The sequence below is a fragment of the Erythrobacter sp. S158 genome, from assembly GCF_057364915.1.
Genome location: NZ_CP200279.1, coordinates 2,983,191 through 2,999,927, shown reverse-complemented (window position 1 = coordinate 2,999,927; position 16,737 = coordinate 2,983,191). Strand labels below are relative to the sequence as shown.

At 60.0% G+C, this 16,737-nt stretch carries 14 protein-coding genes; 8 read left to right on the top strand and 6 right to left on the bottom strand.

Annotated elements, in window-relative coordinates:
* The first annotated feature begins 75 nt into the window (after positions 1-75).
* The 4 genes from AC0V6T_RS14710 to AC0V6T_RS14695 are packed head-to-tail and all read left to right on the top strand — an operon-like array spanning position 76 to position 5,724.
* Complete coding sequence (locus AC0V6T_RS14710; RefSeq protein WP_486128081.1) at positions 76-1,299, top strand: hypothetical protein; 1,224 nt, start codon at positions 76-78, stop codon at positions 1,297-1,299.
* The gene (locus tag AC0V6T_RS14705; protein ID WP_486128079.1) at positions 1,296-1,979 is read left to right on the top strand and encodes an acylneuraminate cytidylyltransferase family protein; all 684 of its coding nucleotides are present in this window, start codon (positions 1,296-1,298) and stop codon (positions 1,977-1,979) included. Before AC0V6T_RS14710 ends, AC0V6T_RS14705 begins: the two co-directional genes overlap by 4 nt.
* Complete coding sequence (locus AC0V6T_RS14700) at positions 1,976-4,225, top strand: N-acetylneuraminate synthase family protein (RefSeq protein WP_486128077.1); 2,250 nt, start codon at positions 1,976-1,978, stop codon at positions 4,223-4,225. The genes AC0V6T_RS14705 and AC0V6T_RS14700 overlap by 4 nt, the downstream gene beginning before the upstream one ends.
* Complete coding sequence (locus AC0V6T_RS14695) at positions 4,222-5,724, top strand: surface carbohydrate biosynthesis protein (protein ID WP_486128075.1); 1,503 nt, start codon at positions 4,222-4,224, stop codon at positions 5,722-5,724. The genes AC0V6T_RS14700 and AC0V6T_RS14695 overlap by 4 nt, the downstream gene beginning before the upstream one ends.
* 127 nt (positions 5,725-5,851) lie before the next feature.
* On the opposite strand, the gene AC0V6T_RS14690 is transcribed toward AC0V6T_RS14695, so the two are convergent.
* From AC0V6T_RS14690 to AC0V6T_RS14670, 5 genes are all read right to left on the bottom strand, one after another.
* Positions 5,852-6,814, bottom strand: coding sequence for an ATP-grasp domain-containing protein (locus AC0V6T_RS14690; RefSeq protein ID WP_486128073.1), 963 nt, complete (start codon positions 6,812-6,814; stop codon positions 5,852-5,854).
* Positions 6,811-7,527: a metallophosphoesterase family protein gene (locus AC0V6T_RS14685; protein WP_486128071.1), complete on the bottom strand. Its 717-nt coding sequence runs from the start codon at positions 7,525-7,527 to the stop codon at positions 6,811-6,813. Before AC0V6T_RS14685 ends, AC0V6T_RS14690 begins: the two co-directional genes overlap by 4 nt.
* Positions 7,524-8,162, bottom strand: a complete 639-nt coding sequence (locus tag AC0V6T_RS14680) for an SDR family NAD(P)-dependent oxidoreductase (protein WP_486128069.1) — start codon at positions 8,160-8,162, stop codon at positions 7,524-7,526. The genes AC0V6T_RS14685 and AC0V6T_RS14680 overlap by 4 nt, the downstream gene beginning before the upstream one ends.
* Positions 8,163-8,240: 78 nt before the next feature.
* A complete protein-coding gene (locus AC0V6T_RS14675; RefSeq protein ID WP_486128067.1) occupies positions 8,241-9,641 on the bottom strand; it encodes a DUF6418 domain-containing protein in 1,401 nt (466 codons plus the stop codon).
* Between the two features lie 166 nt (positions 9,642-9,807).
* Positions 9,808-11,415, bottom strand: coding sequence for a lipopolysaccharide biosynthesis protein (locus tag AC0V6T_RS14670; RefSeq protein WP_486128065.1), 1,608 nt, complete (start codon positions 11,413-11,415; stop codon positions 9,808-9,810).
* A 186-nt stretch (positions 11,416-11,601) separates the two neighbouring features.
* On the opposite strand from AC0V6T_RS14670, the gene AC0V6T_RS14665 reads away from it, so the two are divergent.
* The 4 genes from AC0V6T_RS14665 to AC0V6T_RS14650 all read left to right on the top strand — a co-directional run bounded on the left by AC0V6T_RS14665 (position 11,602) and on the right by AC0V6T_RS14650 (position 16,013).
* Positions 11,602-13,011 carry a capsular polysaccharide export protein, LipB/KpsS family gene (locus AC0V6T_RS14665; RefSeq protein WP_486128063.1) on the top strand — a complete coding sequence of 470 codons (1,410 nt, stop codon included), beginning with the start codon at positions 11,602-11,604 and terminating at the stop codon, positions 13,009-13,011.
* 82 nt (positions 13,012-13,093) lie between these two features.
* Positions 13,094-13,861, top strand: coding sequence for a glycosyltransferase family 2 protein (locus AC0V6T_RS14660; RefSeq protein WP_486128061.1), 768 nt, complete (start codon positions 13,094-13,096; stop codon positions 13,859-13,861).
* Positions 13,862-13,973: 112 nt separating this feature from the next.
* A complete protein-coding gene (locus AC0V6T_RS14655; RefSeq protein WP_486128059.1) occupies positions 13,974-14,969 on the top strand; it encodes a UDP-glucuronic acid decarboxylase family protein in 996 nt (331 codons plus the stop codon).
* Positions 14,970-14,999: 30 nt separating this feature from the next.
* Positions 15,000-16,013: an SDR family NAD(P)-dependent oxidoreductase gene (locus tag AC0V6T_RS14650; RefSeq protein WP_486128057.1), complete on the top strand. Its 1,014-nt coding sequence runs from the start codon at positions 15,000-15,002 to the stop codon at positions 16,011-16,013.
* A 10-nt stretch (positions 16,014-16,023) separates the two neighbouring features.
* Here the strand turns inward: AC0V6T_RS14650 and AC0V6T_RS14645 are convergent, their stop codons facing one another.
* On the bottom strand, positions 16,024-16,641 hold the full coding sequence (locus AC0V6T_RS14645) for a hypothetical protein (RefSeq protein WP_486128055.1): 618 nt from the start codon (positions 16,639-16,641) through the stop codon (positions 16,024-16,026).
* Positions 16,642-16,737 lie beyond the last annotated feature (96 nt).

Below are 16,737 nucleotides of genomic sequence, written 5' to 3'. Positions count from 1 at the left end.
AGCGGGTTTCGCACAAAGCGTTTTGGCGCGCCGCAACTGCGACCGAGGCGGGTCGCGGTTACGGCCCTGTTCCTGATGCCGCTCGCTTTTGTGAGCGGCGCCCTGTCGCTTGCCAATACACTGGTCACCACCGACCCTGTTGCAGCTCATCAGCTCTATCCGGCGCATGCCAAGGCGAAGGTAAAGGCAGCTGACGCGGTGTTGGCCCAATCTCTGCAGGCCACGGCAGCGCCGATTGCACACGGGGGCGAGCCGACTGAGCTCGCCTCGCTCCCTGCACGACTAGACAGTCTTTCGCCGAACGTTCGGGCGCGACTTGAAGCAAGTGCCCGTTCGAGCTTGGCGAACACTCCCTATTCGCCGGGTGCCCTGCGCCAACTTGCAATCGCCAGCCCCTCTCGCACTCAGCAGCGCAGCCTGCTCACCTTATCACGCCGAGTTTCGCGGCGCGATGTTGGCGCCGCTGCGCACACTGCCGAACTCGAATTTCGAAATGGCAACCTGCAACGCGGTCTTGAGACGCTGGATGAAGCGCTCGTCATTTCCCGCTCACTGGATGATCGAATATTCCCGCTGCTTTTAAGCGCAACACGGTTCGAAGACTTCGAGCCGGCGTTTCGGCAAATTCTGGAGCGCGACCCTGCTTGGGGAGAAAGACTCGCCCAGCATGCCATCGGGCCAGGCGGTTCAGCATCGCTATTCGCACGCATCGCCCGGCACTTTCCAAAAGGGTCGCGCGCGCGCTCGATCGACTACGGCGCTCCACTGGTTGACCGCCTTGCCGGCAGCCGCGATTTCGATGGAGCGTTCGGCGCATACGAAGCCTATTCCCCCAAGCCCCAAGACCCGGGCAGCCTGATCAACACGCGGCTTCCCCCGCTGGATTGGCGACAAATCGACAACATCGACACAGGTGCAAGACAGGTCGGATCGCGCGATCGCGCTGTCGAATTGTTTGCCCAGGCACACAGGTCTGGCGAAGCAGCGCGCGTAATCACCCGGCTTGATCCGGGCCAGTATGTGCTGGGCCTGTCGCTCGGCGATCTGCGCGGCGAAGGAGGGCGGCTCTCGCTCGAGACTGTCTGCCTGGCTGAGGGCCGTGAGTGGACCGCCGGCACAGCGCAGGCATTGATCGCTTTGCCCGGCGCCGCCCTCACAATCACCGTTCCACCGGGCTGCCCATACCAATCGCTCAGACTTGCCATCGCCGCGAACGGCGAAGCGATCAGCGTCCTGATCGAAAGCGCCCGGTTCGAGCGGGCAACCACTCCCAGTTCCACGGATGGAGAGACGCTTTGAGAGTACTCGCAATCATTCCAGCACGCGGTGGATCAAAGGGTCTTCCGGGCAAGAACCTTCGCATTCTCGCTGGCAAACCGCTGATCGTCTGGTCGATAGAGCATGCAGTCAATTGCGATGCGATCGCCGATGTCGTGGTAAGCACCGACTCGCCCGAAATCGCTGCAATCGCGCGCGGGTGCGGGGCAGAGGTGCCGTTTTTGCGACCTGCGGATCTCGCGACAGACACGGCTCCAACCGAGCCAGTCATGCTTCACGCTCTCCAGGCGATGGAGGATATGGGCCGCAGCTACGATTGTGTTGCGCTGCTCCAGCCAACCTCCCCGCTACGCGCCCGTGAGATGAGTGCCCGCGCCCTCGCCCAGCTCAATTCCGAGCAAGCGGACAGCTTGCTCACCGTAACAGAGAGCCACGCCTTCTTCTGGCGGCAATCGCCGGTGCGTGCGCTCTACGATTATGACAACCGGCCGCGACGTCAGGACATCGCCCCTGACAAGCGCCATTACCGGGAAACGGGATCGCTCTATCTGACTCGGCGCGACGTCCTCGTCAGGGAGCGCAATCGTCTCGGCGGCAAAATCGCGCTGCTAGAAACCAGCGAGGAGGAAGGCTTCGAAATAGACAGCCTTGCCGATTTCCGCCTGCTCGAAACACTGATGTCGGAGGCGATCCCGGCATGATTATAGACACCAACCTGCGGCCCTATGTGGTCTTTGCCGAAGAAGATCTTCTGGTGGCGCTTCGCAAGATCAGCGACAATCGCCGAGGCAGCGTTTTGTGCATCTCCCAGTCTGGTCGCCTTGAAGGGGTGCTGACCGACGGCGATGTTCGCCGCTGGCTGGTGGAGGCAGACCGGTTCGATTTCGATGTGACCGCGCTCAGCGTCGCCAACACGCGGTTCACTGCCGCGCGCGACGGAATGGATGATGGCGCAATTGAGGCGATGTTCTCAGACCGGGTGAGCTTCGTGCCGGTGCTTGATGCACAGGACCGCGTGGTTGCCGTCGCTTGGGAGGATGCGCGGCGGATCTCGATCGGCGCGCGCTCGATTGGCGAGGATGAGCCGTGCTACATCATCGCGGAAATCGGCAACAATCATAATGGGAGCCTCGATCTGGCCAAGGACCTGATCGAGCTTGCCGCCGAAGCTGGCGCCGACTGCGCGAAGTTCCAGATGCGAGACATGGCCTCGCTTTACCGGGGCGGAGGTGATGCCGGCGATCAGAGCGCGGATCTGGGCGCTCAGTACACGCTCGACCTTCTGGCGCGCATGCAGCTTACCAACGAGGAGATGCTGGAGGCCTTCGATCACTGCAAATCGGTCGGTATCCAGCCGCTGTGCACGCCGTGGGACGAGGCGAGCCTTTCCATCCTCGAAGACTATGGCATGCCCGCCTATAAGCTGGCGTCGGCTGACCTGACCAACCACGAATTGCTGGGGGCCCTTGCGCGAACCGGCAAGGTGCTCATCTGCTCAACCGGCATGTCAAGCCAGGCCGAGATAGAAGACGCGGCGAACCTCCTTCGGCGCCACGGATCGCCGTTTGTGCTCTTGCATTGCAATTCGACATATCCCGCCCCGTTCAAGGACATCAACCTGTCTTTCATGGAACGGCTGGGCAAGCTCTCGAATGGCCTGGTCGGCTATTCCGGGCATGAACGCGGATACCATGTTCCCGTTGCAGCCGTCGCGCGTGGAGCAAAGGTGGTCGAGAAACATTTCACGCTCGATCGCGGCATGGAAGGCAACGATCACCGCGTGAGCCTGCTCCCGGCCGAGTTCAAGGCGATGGTCGAACAGGTGCGCGAGGTAGAGACCGCGATGGGCTCAAGCGGTCCGCGCGTCGTCACTCAGGGCGAGATGATGAACCGCGAAGTGTTAGGCAAAAGCCTCGTCGCCGCGCGCCCGATCATGCGCGGCGCGATGCTTTGTGATGAGGATTTCGCCGTGCGCAGCCCGGGACAGGGGCTTGAGCCATACCGTCGCAAAGACCTTCTAGGCTGCGCTGCCAAGCACGACATGAAAGCCGGCGATTTCTTCTTCCCAAGCGACCTTGACGAGGAAAGAACAAAGGCGCGCGATTACACGTTCAAGAGGCCCTTTGGCGTGCCGGTCCGATATCACGACCTGACGCATATGGTGGATGCCTCCAAGCTTGATCTTGTCGAGTTCCACTTCTCGTTCAAGGATCTCGAAGTCGACATCAAAGAGGTTCTGGGCACACGGCATTTCGACATTGATCTTGTTGTCCACGCCCCCGAACTGTTTGCGGGCGACCATGTGTTGGATCTTTGCTCGGATGATGCCAATTATCGCGCTCGGTCCATTGCCGAATTGCAGCGCGTGATCGACGTCACCCGCACTCTCTCAGAACGCTTCAACACTGACGGTGAGATACCGATCATCGTCAATGCGGGTGGCTTCACTGCCGACCGTCCGATGCCGGACGCGGACCGGCCGGGTTGCTATGCTAGGATTGCCGACGCCATTGCCAACCTGGATACCGATGGGGTTGAAATCATCCCGCAGACAATGCCGCCCTTCCCCTGGCATTTTGGGGGTCAGCGCTTTCACAACCTCTTCCTGCATGCCGACGAGATCGCCAAGTACTGCGAGGATTACGATGCTCGTATCTGCCTGGATATCTCGCACTCGGCGCTGGCGGCGACGCATCTGAAGACCAGCTTCGAAAGCTTTCTCAAGCGGGTCGCCCCCTATACTCGCCATCTGCATATCGTCGATGCAGCTGGCGTTGATGGCGAAGGGTTGCAGATTGGCGATGGCACGATCGACTTTCGAATGGTCGCAAATGTCCTCGATCAGTGCGCCCCTCAGGCAAGCTTCATTCCCGAGATATGGCAGGGCCACAAGGATGGTGGAGCCGGCTTCTGGACCGCGCTCGACCGGCTGGAGGCGTGGTTTTGACTTCCACTGCCTCGCTTTGCCTCGATGCTCCGAACGGCACCGCCGCTTATTCCGGAGCAAGCGGTTCGATCCCTCCGCATGGGGTTGCCAATCTTGGCGCCGCTGCGGACGCAAAGCCGCGGCGGATTGGCCTGGTCGTCGACCATCCGCTTCGTGACCTTGATGGCCTGTGCCTGCTCGCTCAGTTGCTGTGTGAGCGGGGACATGAGGTCGTGCTCATGCCATTTTACACGCAGCATCTTGACCTGCCCAACCTCGAACTTGACCTGATTGTGCTCAACTACGTGCGACCGGCCAACCGGGCACTCGTCGAGGCAGCCTCGGCGCGGGGGATCGCTCTCGCGGTGCTCGATACAGAAGGCGGATTGCTGCCGGAAACTGGACCGACTTCTGCAAGCGGGATTGCTGCCTATCTGCGCGAGAGCGGCCTCGACACCCGCCTATCGGTGTACCTCTTCTGGGGAGAGAGGCTGCGCGACGCGATAGTGAAAAAAACCGCCTTAGCCCCCTCGCGCGCCGTGGTATCAGGGGCGCCACGGTTTGACCTCTCCTCAAGCCGATACAAGCGCGGCAGCGTTCGCAATAACTGCGTGCTGGTCAACACCAACTTCCCGATCGTAAATCCAGCGCAGACCGGTCGCAGGCGTATCGATGACAAGGCACTGCGCAGCGCCGGCTTCACTCAAGATGAAGTTGAAGAACTGGCGAAATCGGTCCGAACCGTGATGGATCGAATGATCGTGGCTGTTGGCAGACTTGCAGAAGCCAGACCCTCGCGCTCCTTTGTCATTCGCCCTCACCCGTTTGAGAGATGCGAGCCCTATCGAAAGGCTTTCTCAGCGCATCCCAATGTCGCGGTGGTGAGGGAAGACAGCGCCATGAGCGCGCTGCTGCAATCGGACTGCATGCTCCACGTCAATTGCACGACCGCTATAGAGGCCGGTCTTTGCGGCATCCCAGCCATTTCCTTGGACTTCATCAACGATCCGCAGCTGCAGGCTATGGCTAGCCTGCCCACGAAAGTCAGCCACAATGCAAGAGACCTCGCGCATGCACTGGCTCTCATTGATCGCTCACCCACACTCGCAGCGACATCCAAGGCAAAAGACATCTCTCCTTTTTTCGGACCCCTAGACGCGAGAGCAGCTGAGCGTGCCGCCGAAGCTTTGAGTTCGGCGGAGCTTGTTGACTCAGGGGCGCAGGCCGCGAGCTATCGGCTTATAAGAAAGGGATTGAACCTACTTGCTGGCAGGGTTCTCGGTTCAAGGTGTGTTGAGAAGGTCCGGCAATCGCTCAAACCATCTCGCGCGCTCAAGGCGTTCGATGCGGCCGATGTTCGCCCGCGCCTTGAGCACTTCGCCTCGGTTCATCAAACGAATGCTGCGACTGTCGAGACGGTTCGAACAGCATCAGGAGCCCCAACGATGGCTCTGCGACTAAGGCCGGTCAGAAAGCAGCCTGCGGAATGCCGCCTCACCGAAGCTCAACGCCTGCGCTGACAGGTTCTCCCCAGTCGGCCAAATTGTGCGCTTGCCCGTTCGCAAGCACCACAATGCCGCGTCTTTCAAAGTCTTTGCGGGGATGACGTGACTTCCAGCCTCTGCGCGCTCGCGAGCATATCGGTTCTCATATGGCGGCGGCTTGGGGGACCCGGATGATTTCTTGTTCGCCGCGTTCAATCAGCGTGCCCGCTATAGGCGGCTCATAACTGCCGCTAGCCAGCCACAGTCGATTGACGATCGACCATACACAGTCCTGAAAACCGAGCCGGTGGCGAAAGCCTACGGTGCTTGAGAAGCGCGGATTGATCTCGAAGATAGTCGGGTCGCCCTTATCCATCCTCAGCTGTACATTGATCGCCCCATCAAGATCGAGTGCGTCGGCGACTTCCTTGCAAATCGCATCGATGCGCGCATCGTGCACGACCTCTCCGCTTCCGGTCAGCCCCCCCTTCAGAGTTCTGCGAAAACTGATGCTCCGCGTTGGCATCCCCCCAAATCGGACCAGGCCGCAGGTAAACTCGTCCTCTCGCCGCTTCAGCCACCGCTGCCAAATGTCACCGGATCGGGCCTTTGCGTGAAAATCGAAATCTTCCCGGCGGATCTGGAGCAGGCCTTTGCTGCCCTGTCCGCTGCGAGGCTTTACGATCAGATCATAGTCGCCGGGTTGATCCGTGCCGACAATTCCGGTTTCGGGCACCGGAATGCCAGCTGTTTGCAGGCAACGCGCGGTGGCAAGCTTGTCCAATCCAATCGAGAGCGCTCGATCGTTTGCCGTGATCATAACGGCCCCTTCGAAAAACAGTCCGATCGCATGTGCATCCAGAAGCCGGGCAAGCTCCGCTTCGGCAAGCGGGATCAAGGCCTGTGCTGCGTTCTCACGCACGAGGCCACGCAACGCTGTCAGGTAGTTGGGAGCATCAGCTCGCGGCAGCGTGAAGAATTGGTCGAAAGATAGAGCACCTGGCGCAGCCGGATCGCAGTCCGCTCCGAGCAGAATTGCATCGGGGAACGCCTCGCGCAGAATACCTGCGAGCGAGACGCCAATGTCTCCGCCAGCCCCTGTGAGGAGAATCGGCCCCGAAATCATGCGCCGTATCCGATGCGCCGGCGCGTGAGGGTGCTGGCAAGGCTAGCGCGGGCGGCGTCGCGAACCTCGCATTGCGCCAAAAGCGCCTTGACGGGGAATTCGGTTCGGCGCGGTGCAATCGCTCCGGTCTCAGTGTGGAAGATTGCCCAGCTTGCCAGCCCCCCGATATCGCGCGGCTGGCCGACGGAGCCGGGATTGAAGATTGTCGGAGCGCCCGATTGAATGAACGGCCAATGCGTGTGTCCCAGCCATATCTGGTCGCCCGCGAACCGGCCGGCAACCTCTCCCAAGATGCGCTGCGGAGCATCAGGGTAGATATAGGCATCAGGATCAAAGGGCGATCCATGAGCGAGGAGAATCCGATACGCGCCAAGCTCGATCTCGCGGGTTTGGGGGGCTCGCGCCAGCCAATCCCAATGCGGCTCATCGAACTGCTCGAACACCGCATCGAGACCCGAACCGTAGCGCCGCCGATAATCGTCAAGCACGCTAGCATCGTGGCGAGCGTCCAGAGCCATCCGATCGTGATTGCCCTGGATCACGGTGCAATCGAACTCGGCCAGGATTTCAATTACCCGTCTAGGTTCGTGATAATATCCGACGACATCACCCAGTACGACAAGGTGCTCGATCCCTTCGCGGCGCACGTCCTCAATTACCAATTCAAGTGCAGCGAGATTGGCGTGAATGTCAGCGAGGACTGCGACCTTCATGGCGCAAAGCCAGTTTGCGAGAGAAGGTTTCGCGCCACTTCCTCGGGCGACTGCAAGACCGCTTCAGGCGCTGCTGCGGGATCGTCAGCCTCGCGCAGACTGGTCTGCATGCGGGTCGCTATGACGCCCGGCTGAAAGATGTGGACGGCAACGTCCTTGTTCTCATCAGCGAGAACTTGCCAGCCAAGGGCCGCTGCGGCTTTACTTGCGCTGTATGCTCCCCAGCCGGGGATTGGTCGGCTCGCCGCCCCGCTTGAGATATGGACCACATCGAGGGAGGCGGATTTGGCCCGCGCAATTGGCGCGAGAGCACCAGCGATGGCGAAGGGGCTTGCAACATTGACCATCATCGCCTCCTCCATTCGCCCTGCGGCCCCATCATCGAGCATTCCGCCCAAGGGAAGGACCGCAGCGATATCGAAGAACCAAAGGCGCTCAAAGGCGAGGTGGCTCAGGAATGGAGCAAGTTTGGAGGTCCAGTCTTGCGGCTCTGCGAGGTCGGCGATGCATTGTTGTTCATTTCCGTCGGGCATGGGCGAGCGCACGATCGGAATGCAATGAACCTGCTGTTCGCTGAGTGAGCGATAAGCGGCTGCCCCCAGACCGCTTCGCGCTCCTGTGATGACGACCGCCACCCTCATCGCTTGCAGCGCCGTCCCACTACCTGATGCGTGGTCACAGCCATGGAGGCTTGGGTCAGATTGCGATCCATTTCAGGCAGCAGTGGCAACTGGATGATGCATGTTCGAAAGCACCCGCCCGCGCGATTGCGCGCCGCGTTCGACGACATGCCGCTCAATCGCCCAGCAAATCAGGAACAGTGCGATCTTCACCCAATATGTCGGCGCCAGCAGAAAGGTCAGCATCCCTCCTGTGTAGTGGAGCGTAATGCCGAAATAGACGTAGAGACCCAGGACCGAGGTCAGGATCAGATTTCGGTAAAGCAGCTTTAGAAAGAGGCACAGGAACCACGCCGTGATAATGCCAGCAAGAGGCAGCGTCACAAAGGGAAGCCAGGCGCCCAGCAGCTCGAAATGCACCTCAGGATAGCCGCCGTTATACGCCTGCCCCAACTGCGTCAGCTCGGCGGTACGAAAGTATCCGAGCTCCAGCGTCATCAGGTATTGGATCGTACTGTTTCGGCTCGGATCGATCGGGTCGAGGATCTCTCGAGCTGCATGCTCGTTGACCGGGTCGGCGACATTCTCGAAATCGACCCTGTCCCAGGCGTTGACCCATAGGTGAACCGGTTGGACCAGCACGCGTTCTTCGATTTCCTGGAGCGGCTCGCGATAGTCGCGAACATTGTAATAGGAGTTGTAGAGCAGTCCCGACACCATCAGCACCAGCCCCAGTACGGCCCCGGCTTTGCTGACCCCTGATGTCAGGATGCGTTGCCCGATCAGGTTGCGGTCTAGTTCGCCAATACGCCCGGCAGCGCTTGCGATGATCACCAGCGCTGCCGGCATCAGATAGAACGAGATCAGCACGAAAAAGACACTGAAGCGATTGCCCGTGATGACCCAGTAGGCGGTCAACAGCGCCGCAAGCATCGCAAATCGGAGATCGTAACCCCGCCCGTTTAGGCGGGGCAGAACGGTGAAGGCCCCAAACGCGAAATTCAGCAGGAAATTGAATTCATATGCGATGGAATGAACCGGCCCCGCGCTTGCTGCGTAAGCGATCCTGTCGATGCCTTGTAGGATGGGAATGGTGCCGGTCAGCACAAAATTCGCCGCGAGCAGGGCGATGACAGCTAAACCCACGGCGAAGGCGCAGTTGGCTATCATCCAGTGATATGCGGAGTAAACCGGACGCAGTCGAGCAAGGCTCGCAAATCTGCGCCCCTTATCTGGAAACAGCCACATCATCGGCACAATCAAGGCGAGCGCCGAGTATATGAAGACTGGCGCTGCGAAGTTGCCGCCAACAAACTCGCCAAGTTCGCGGGTGTACATTGGCCCGAAAAGGTCAAGCACAGTCACGTCGATAGAGCGATAGACCAGCGGAAAGATGGTGAAGAACCCGGCCAGAAGCAGGGCTTTGCGCCTTATGGCCAAGTGAGCGATGACCGCGAGGAACGCCGCAAGCGCCAGAAGGCTGAACGCGCTCATCCCCTGCTGATTGCAGCTGTTGAGCCGGACTCAGTGCTATTCAGGTTGCGCCATGGCTTCCGGTTTGTTTGCATAGCCCATTCTCCTGAAATCCGGGTTTTTGACCCTTCAAGTCTTGAGAGAATTGCGAGCGAGCGCCAGCACCATTGGGTTCAATCTGGCGGCATCAGTGGCGCGCCCTGCGGAGCCGGCCAGTGAGAAACGATCGCTCGGGCGCCTTCAGGACCACGCGATAAAGCACTACTGCATAGAAGACACCTGAGCCCGCAATTATCGCCGCGCCTGTGAGCCATTGCCCGTTTGCGAGCATAAGAGCGCCGGGCGCGAGCAGGATCAGCCCCGACATTGCCGAAAGGAGCACCGGACCGGCGATCGCCTCGCGATAGATCCTTGCCAGAGGCAGCCCGTGAATCGTGTGAAAGACGAAAAGCGCGGCGCCTGCCATGCCAACTCCGCTCAAAACCAGCGCGCCGACAAGCAAGCCAATCCCGCCCTTCTGCAACCCTAACGCCAAGACACAGATTAGCGCGGCAAGCAGCGACAAGTTGATGCGAACGAATACCTTGAAGTGATGCGGCTGTGTCAGCGTGGCGCCTGCGTAATTGGACAGCAGAAACAGCGTCTGAAAAACCGCAAAGGCGACCATGTAGCCAGCAAGGTTCCGATAATCCGGGCCTACCCACATTGCGAGAAGCAGCGGTGCAAGCGCTGACATGCCCATGAGGATCGGCACCGCCAATAGCATGTTGAGGCGTAGCCCAAGAAGGACAAACTCCGCTTGGGCCTGAGGCGAGACGGAACCAGGCTCGCGCTCGACCAGCGATCTATCCAGCTTGGCGACATGGGGAAGCACGGCTGCATTGAGGCTGCCCTGCAGCACTTTGATCGCTCGCGGGATGCGCGTTGCAATCTGGTAAGCGGTCAAAGAAACAGGCCCCAGCAGAACCGCGACAAATAGGTCAGGCAGCCGGTTAAAGCCCTGACTTGCAATGTTCGCCGCAAAGACCGGGCGCGATAGCCGAGCAATATCGCGAAGATGCCGCCGCAGCTCTTTGCCCGCGCTCCAGTCTCGCCAGCCGTCCGAGCTGCGCCATGCGACAACCCCGAAGATTGCCGCCAAGCAGACGGCAATCGCTTGCTCGATGAAAACAAGCATCGCCAGATTGGTGGTAAATTGCAGCAGCACCAGCGTTGCCACCGCGAATGCCAGCCGGTCACAGAACTCCCAAACCTTGGTGGTCGCCAACTCCTGACGCCCGGCAAAAAATGCCTTGATCGCAAGCGCGGGAAAGCTCGTGATGAGACCGGCCCCCATGATCGAAAGCGCGAGCCGCATTTCTGCCGCGTTTTCATCCGGAAAGGGAAACACCGTCGCTAGCCCCGTCTGGGCGAAAAGGATGACGGCCGCTGCCACAACACACCCAAGCGCGCAGAACAGCGCGAGACCGGCGATCATCACCCCTGCGCAGGCCGCCCGGTCGCCCTGCGCGTGATAGCGCGCGAGAAACCGAATGATCGCCCCCTGAAAGCCGAGCTCCGCAAGCCCTGCGAGGCCCAGAATGTTGAACAATTGAAGGCTGAGCCACATTCCGTAGCGCTCTGGCCCGAGCATCCACAACATGTACGGGACCAGCAGCAGTGCGAGCGCCATCGCAGATACCTGCTGCGCAAGGCTGAAAGCCGTGTTTCGCACAAGCCGGCCGTTCGAGCGCGACTCCTCTTGCGCAGCGCGCTGCTGGAACTCTTCAGCATTGGCGGCGGCACTCGAAGGCATGTTCGTTGCGATCCTTTCGCCTCAGTCAACTCGGCAATGGACCTAGATGAGAGCGCCCTTTGCCAAGCCTTGCGATACCAGAGGGGCGAGCCGTCACGGTGCGGAGAAAGGTTCGTTCACGACCTATCGACCCCGTTTCTCGCGCCTTGACCTCAGGCTGAGGACCAATTTGCAGGAGCCTTCGATATGCACTCGATCATCATTTCGACCCTTGCCGAGTATCAGACCGAATTCTGGGTTCGGGTTGGCAAGGCGCTGGAAGCTAGCGGACACGCGGTGACGTTTGTCTCGTGTGACACGCGCAGCACGCGGATGCTGGAGGCAGCTGGCCTCGATGTGCTCGAAGCAACGGTGAGCGCGCGTGCTGCCGCCCTCGGCGCAGCTGACCCGGTATCGGTCTGCGCTGCCCACGGCATCAGCGATCCCGCCCCCCTTATCGCCCACGAGCGCATTGCCTTTGCCGAGCGGAGCACTGCCACTGCCCTTCGCAAATTGGCAGGCGCGTTGATTGTCGGCGATGCGGCAATCGAAAGGGCCCGTGGCAAGGGACAGCCCGTGCTTGTCCAGGAACTTGGCGGATTTGCCTCGGTGCTCGGACTGCACCACGCGGCACTCAGCGCAAAGGTCGACACGATCATGATCGAGCCGAGCTTCTTCAAAGGGCGCATGCTGTTTGTCGCGAACTCGCTGAACGCCCCAAAGATCACCGCGCAGGGTCAAATCAGTCCGTCCGCGGACCTCGCCGCCTATATCGACGACGCGCTGGCGAGCGGCACCGTGGTTATACCGGCTAAAGATCGGCACCTCTATTCTGGGCCCGGCAGCAAGCTTCTGAAACCTCACAATATCAGGCGCTTCGTCGAAAAGTCGCGCGACAAGTACATCCTTGGAGCAGAGCAGGAATTCGGCGCGATTGGGCTTCAGCTGCGCAGCCATCTCAAAATGCTTGCTGGCGCTGCCAAGATGCGCGGGTATTACAGCGATTTTCGCGAGCTTGGCCGGTTCCTGTATTTCCCACTTCACGTTCCGGGCGATATCGCTCTGACCCTGCGCTCGCCCGAATTTTGCGATCAGATCGCGCTGCTGGACTACCTCTGCCGGGTCGCGCCGGTGGATATCACTATTGCGATCAAGGAGCACCCTGCGATGATTGGCGCAGTGCCGAGCAAGGCTCTGATCGCGCTCAAGACACAGTACGATCGCTTCGCCATCATCCGTCCGGACGCCAACAATTACGACGTCCTGCGTGCTGCTGAATGCATAGTGACGATCAACTCGAAGAGCGGGGCGGAAGCAGGATTGCTTGGCAAGCAGCCCATTGTGCTGGGAGACGCCTTCTATCGCGAGGCGCCGTTTGCACGGACGATCGATCACATCTCTGAGCTTGGACCTGCGATCGCTCAGCAGATTTCGACGCCGCGCGCCGCCATCTCTGCGGACGAGACACAAAGCTTCTTTGCCACGCTGTGGGAGCGCAGCCTTCCCGGTGAACTCTATGCGCCGAATCAGGCCAACATTGCCGCATTCACGGATTCGCTGTTGGCGGCGCTAGATCGGCGGAACTCTGAAGATGAAATGGTCAGGCTCTCAGCCTGAAGCCGTCCGCCACGACGCAGAAGCCTCCATTGTGGTGCTTTCATCTGCAGCCGAGAGCGCTCAGGTGAGATAGCCAGACGTCATGTCCAACGACATCGAAACGCTCGTCTCGATCATAACCCCCGCTTACAAGGCTGAGCGGGTGATTGGCGCTGCAATCGGTTCGGTGCAGTCGCAAACACACGAAAACTGGGAAATGCTCATCGCGGAAGATTGCGGTCCGGATAACACGCGCCAGTGTGTGCGCGCTTTTGCCAGCATGGACAGGCGCGTAAAGCTGATCGAACCTGATCGCAATGGAGGGCCAGCCGCAGCGCGCAACCACGCTCTGGCGCTCGCAAAAGGGCGGTGGATCGCATTTCTGGACAGCGACGATATGTGGCTGCCCCTGAAGCTTGAAAGACAGCTCGAATTCCACCGCGCTCAGCCAGATGCGGTGCTTAGTTACACGGGCTTCAGGCGGATATCGGACGACGCTTCGCGGACGGGGTCCTACATTTCCGTGCCCGGTCGGCTGACTTATCGCGGACTCCTCGGCAACACGGCGATCGCGACGTCGAGCGTGCTTGTCGACAGGGCGTTATCGGGTCGATTTGCGATGCGGCAGACCTACTATGACGACTTTGCCTGCTGGCTGTCGCTACTCAAGAAAGGCGGCATGGCGGTTGGCCTTGATGAAGACCTGATGCGTTACCGGGTGATGGATGCCTCGGTCAGCCGCGACAAGCGCAAGAGCGCAGCCCAGGTCTGGCGTGCCTACCGAGAGATCGAGCAATTGGGGCCGCTGATCAGCGCCTGGTACTTCTCACAATACGCGGCGCGCGCGCTGCACAAATACAGGCAGTTCTGAGGGCGGCAGGCCTCTCAAACTGCCTCTGATCTGGTGCCAATTCGCGTGGACCGGCGTCGAGGCAGACAGCACATTCGCCTTTCGAAACAGTCCATCGCTGAGGGAGGCTCCCATGTCACAAAGGTCTTATGGCCGCCGCCGCGTACTGGTCACAGGAGGGGCTGGATTTCTCGGCTCGCATCTTATCGACCGGCTTCTCGCTCGCGGAGACGAAGTGTTGTGCGTCGACAATCTGTTCACCGGAGACAAGAGCAACATCGATCACCTTGCAGGGAATCCGCGCTTCGAATTCATGCGCCATGACGTGTGCTTCCCACTTTTCGTCGAGGTGGACGCGATCTTCAATCTCGCCTGCCCGGCATCGCCAATTCATTACCAGCACGATCCTGTGCAGACGACCAAGACGAGCGTTCACGGTGCGATCAACATGTTGGGTCTCGCGAAACGCCTGAAAGTCCCGATTTTTCAGGCCTCCACAAGCGAGGTCTATGGCGATCCCTCGATCCATCCCCAGCCAGAGGCCTATTGGGGCAATGTCAATCCGATCGGCCCGCGCTCGTGCTATGACGAGGGCAAGAGATGCGCGGAGACCCTGTTCTTCGACTATCGCCGTCAACACGCGATCAACACGAAAGTCGCGCGAATATTCAACACCTATGGCCCTCGGATGCACGCAAGCGATGGCCGGGTCGTGTCAAACTTTATCGTTCAGGCCCTACGCGGAGAGGACATTACGATCTTCGGAGACGGGTCTCAGACGCGCAGCTTTTGCTTCTGCGATGATCTGATCGAAGCAATTTTGCGACTGATGGACACCGGCCCCGATATCTCCGGGCCAATCAACATCGGCAACCCTTGCGAGTTCACGATCAGGGAGCTTGCCGAGCTGGTCCTCGCCAAAGTGGGCGGTCCGTCACACCTCGTGACACAACCGCTGCCGCAGGACGATCCGCTCCAGCGGAAGCCTGACATCACTCAGGCTCGGCAGCTGCTCGATTGGGAGCCACAGGTCGAACTTGATGAAGGGCTGGATCGCACCATCGCTTACTTCCGCAAAGTCGTGGGCGGTCCCGCAACAGTGTTGGCACCAGAGGAATGCGTTGTGTAGAGGCTTGCAAAAGCAAGGAACCTCTCACTCATGCGCACCGTACTCATCACCGGTTCGGCCGGCTTCATCGGCTACCATCTCGCCCAGCTTCTGCTCGACGAAGGCTTTCGCGTCGTCGGTTATGACGGGATGACCGATTACTACGAAGTGGCCCTAAAAGAGCGGCGGCACCAGATGCTGCTTCAGAATGCAAACTTCTCATGCAAAGTCGGAATGCTCGAGGACTTCGAAGCGCTGCATTCGCTGGCGATGGAAGCAAAGCCCGACGCGATCATCCACCTCGCGGCACAGGCGGGCGTGCGATACAGCCTCGAAAATCCCCGCGCTTATGTCGATGCCAATCTGGTTGGCGCCTTCAACGTAATGGAATGCGCGCGCGAGTTGGGCGTCGATCACCTGATGATGGCTTCGACCAGCTCCGTCTATGGCGCAAACGAGGACATGCCTTTCGATGAGCGGGAGAAAACCGACCACCCCCTGACGCTCTACGCCGCGACCAAGAAGGCCAATGAGGCGATGGCGCATTCCTATGCGCATTTGTGGAACCTGCCCACGACGATGTTCCGGTTCTTCACGGTCTACGGTCCGTGGGGTCGGCCCGACATGGCTCTGTTCAAGTTCACGCGCGGGATCCTCGAAGGCAAGCCGATCGACATCTACAACGAAGGGGAGATGTACCGCGACTTCACCTACGTAACCGATCTGGTGCGCGGTATTCGGCTGCTGCTTGATCAGCCACCGGTGCGCCCTGACAATCGTGACGACATCCCTGAGTGGGATTCGCTCTCACCTGCGGCGCCGTGGCGCGTCGCGAATATCGGTAATTCCGACAAGGTGCGGCTTATGGATTTCGTCGAAGCGATTGAGGCCGAATGCGGGCGCGAAGCGGTGAAGAACTTCATGCCTATGCAAAAGGGCGACGTCCCCGCCACTTGGGCGGACGCGAGATTGCTCAAAGAGTTGACGGGATACGCGCCGAAGACGGATATCCGCACCGGCGTGAAGCACTTCGTCGCGTGGTATCGCGACTATTACCAGGTTTAAAAGGTCGAGCTTACTGGCCCGGACCTTCGGTTTCGGGCTCAGGGCCGGTCGTTTGCGTAGTGGTCGCAGGAAGCTCATCTTCGCCCGGCAAAGGAGCGCTGCGTTCACGCTCCAACCGCTCGAGATATTCGCGTTCGATCTGCTCGACGCGTTCCTGCATTTCAGCTGCGTCTTCGTCGATGGTCGACAGGCGTTCCTGACGCGCTTCCTCGATCAGCTGGCTGAAGCGCACGGCATCGCCCTGATCACGCTCGGCATAAGCGACGTCGATCATCGCCTGCGTGCAGCCAGTGATGCCGCCCGCGCCCGCTGGGCTGCATGACATCGTGCCGAACTCGCCAATATAGCGGATGCTCTCGACCTTCTCAGTCCAGGCTGTGCCTTCGGGCGAGTTGCTCTGGCGAAGGTTGGAGGGAATGCGATAGCGATCTGCTTCGACGAGGATTTCGCAAACGACGATCTCGTTTGCGTCGGTCGGCTCAGGGCATTCGTCTTCGCTGTAGGCGATGACCATATTGACCCGCTCCTGACCCGGAGGCGGCGCCATGTCGTCCTGCGCGGCGGCGGGAGTTGCGATGGCGAAAGCCGCGAGAGAAGCTGCAAGCGCAAGACGGTCAAGCGAAGCCATGGTGTTTCCTTATCTGGCGCACCCAGGATGGGCGCAAACCTTCATATCTTCACCGCTAGATAGCACTCGGTGAACCGGTACTGAAGCTCTAGCGTT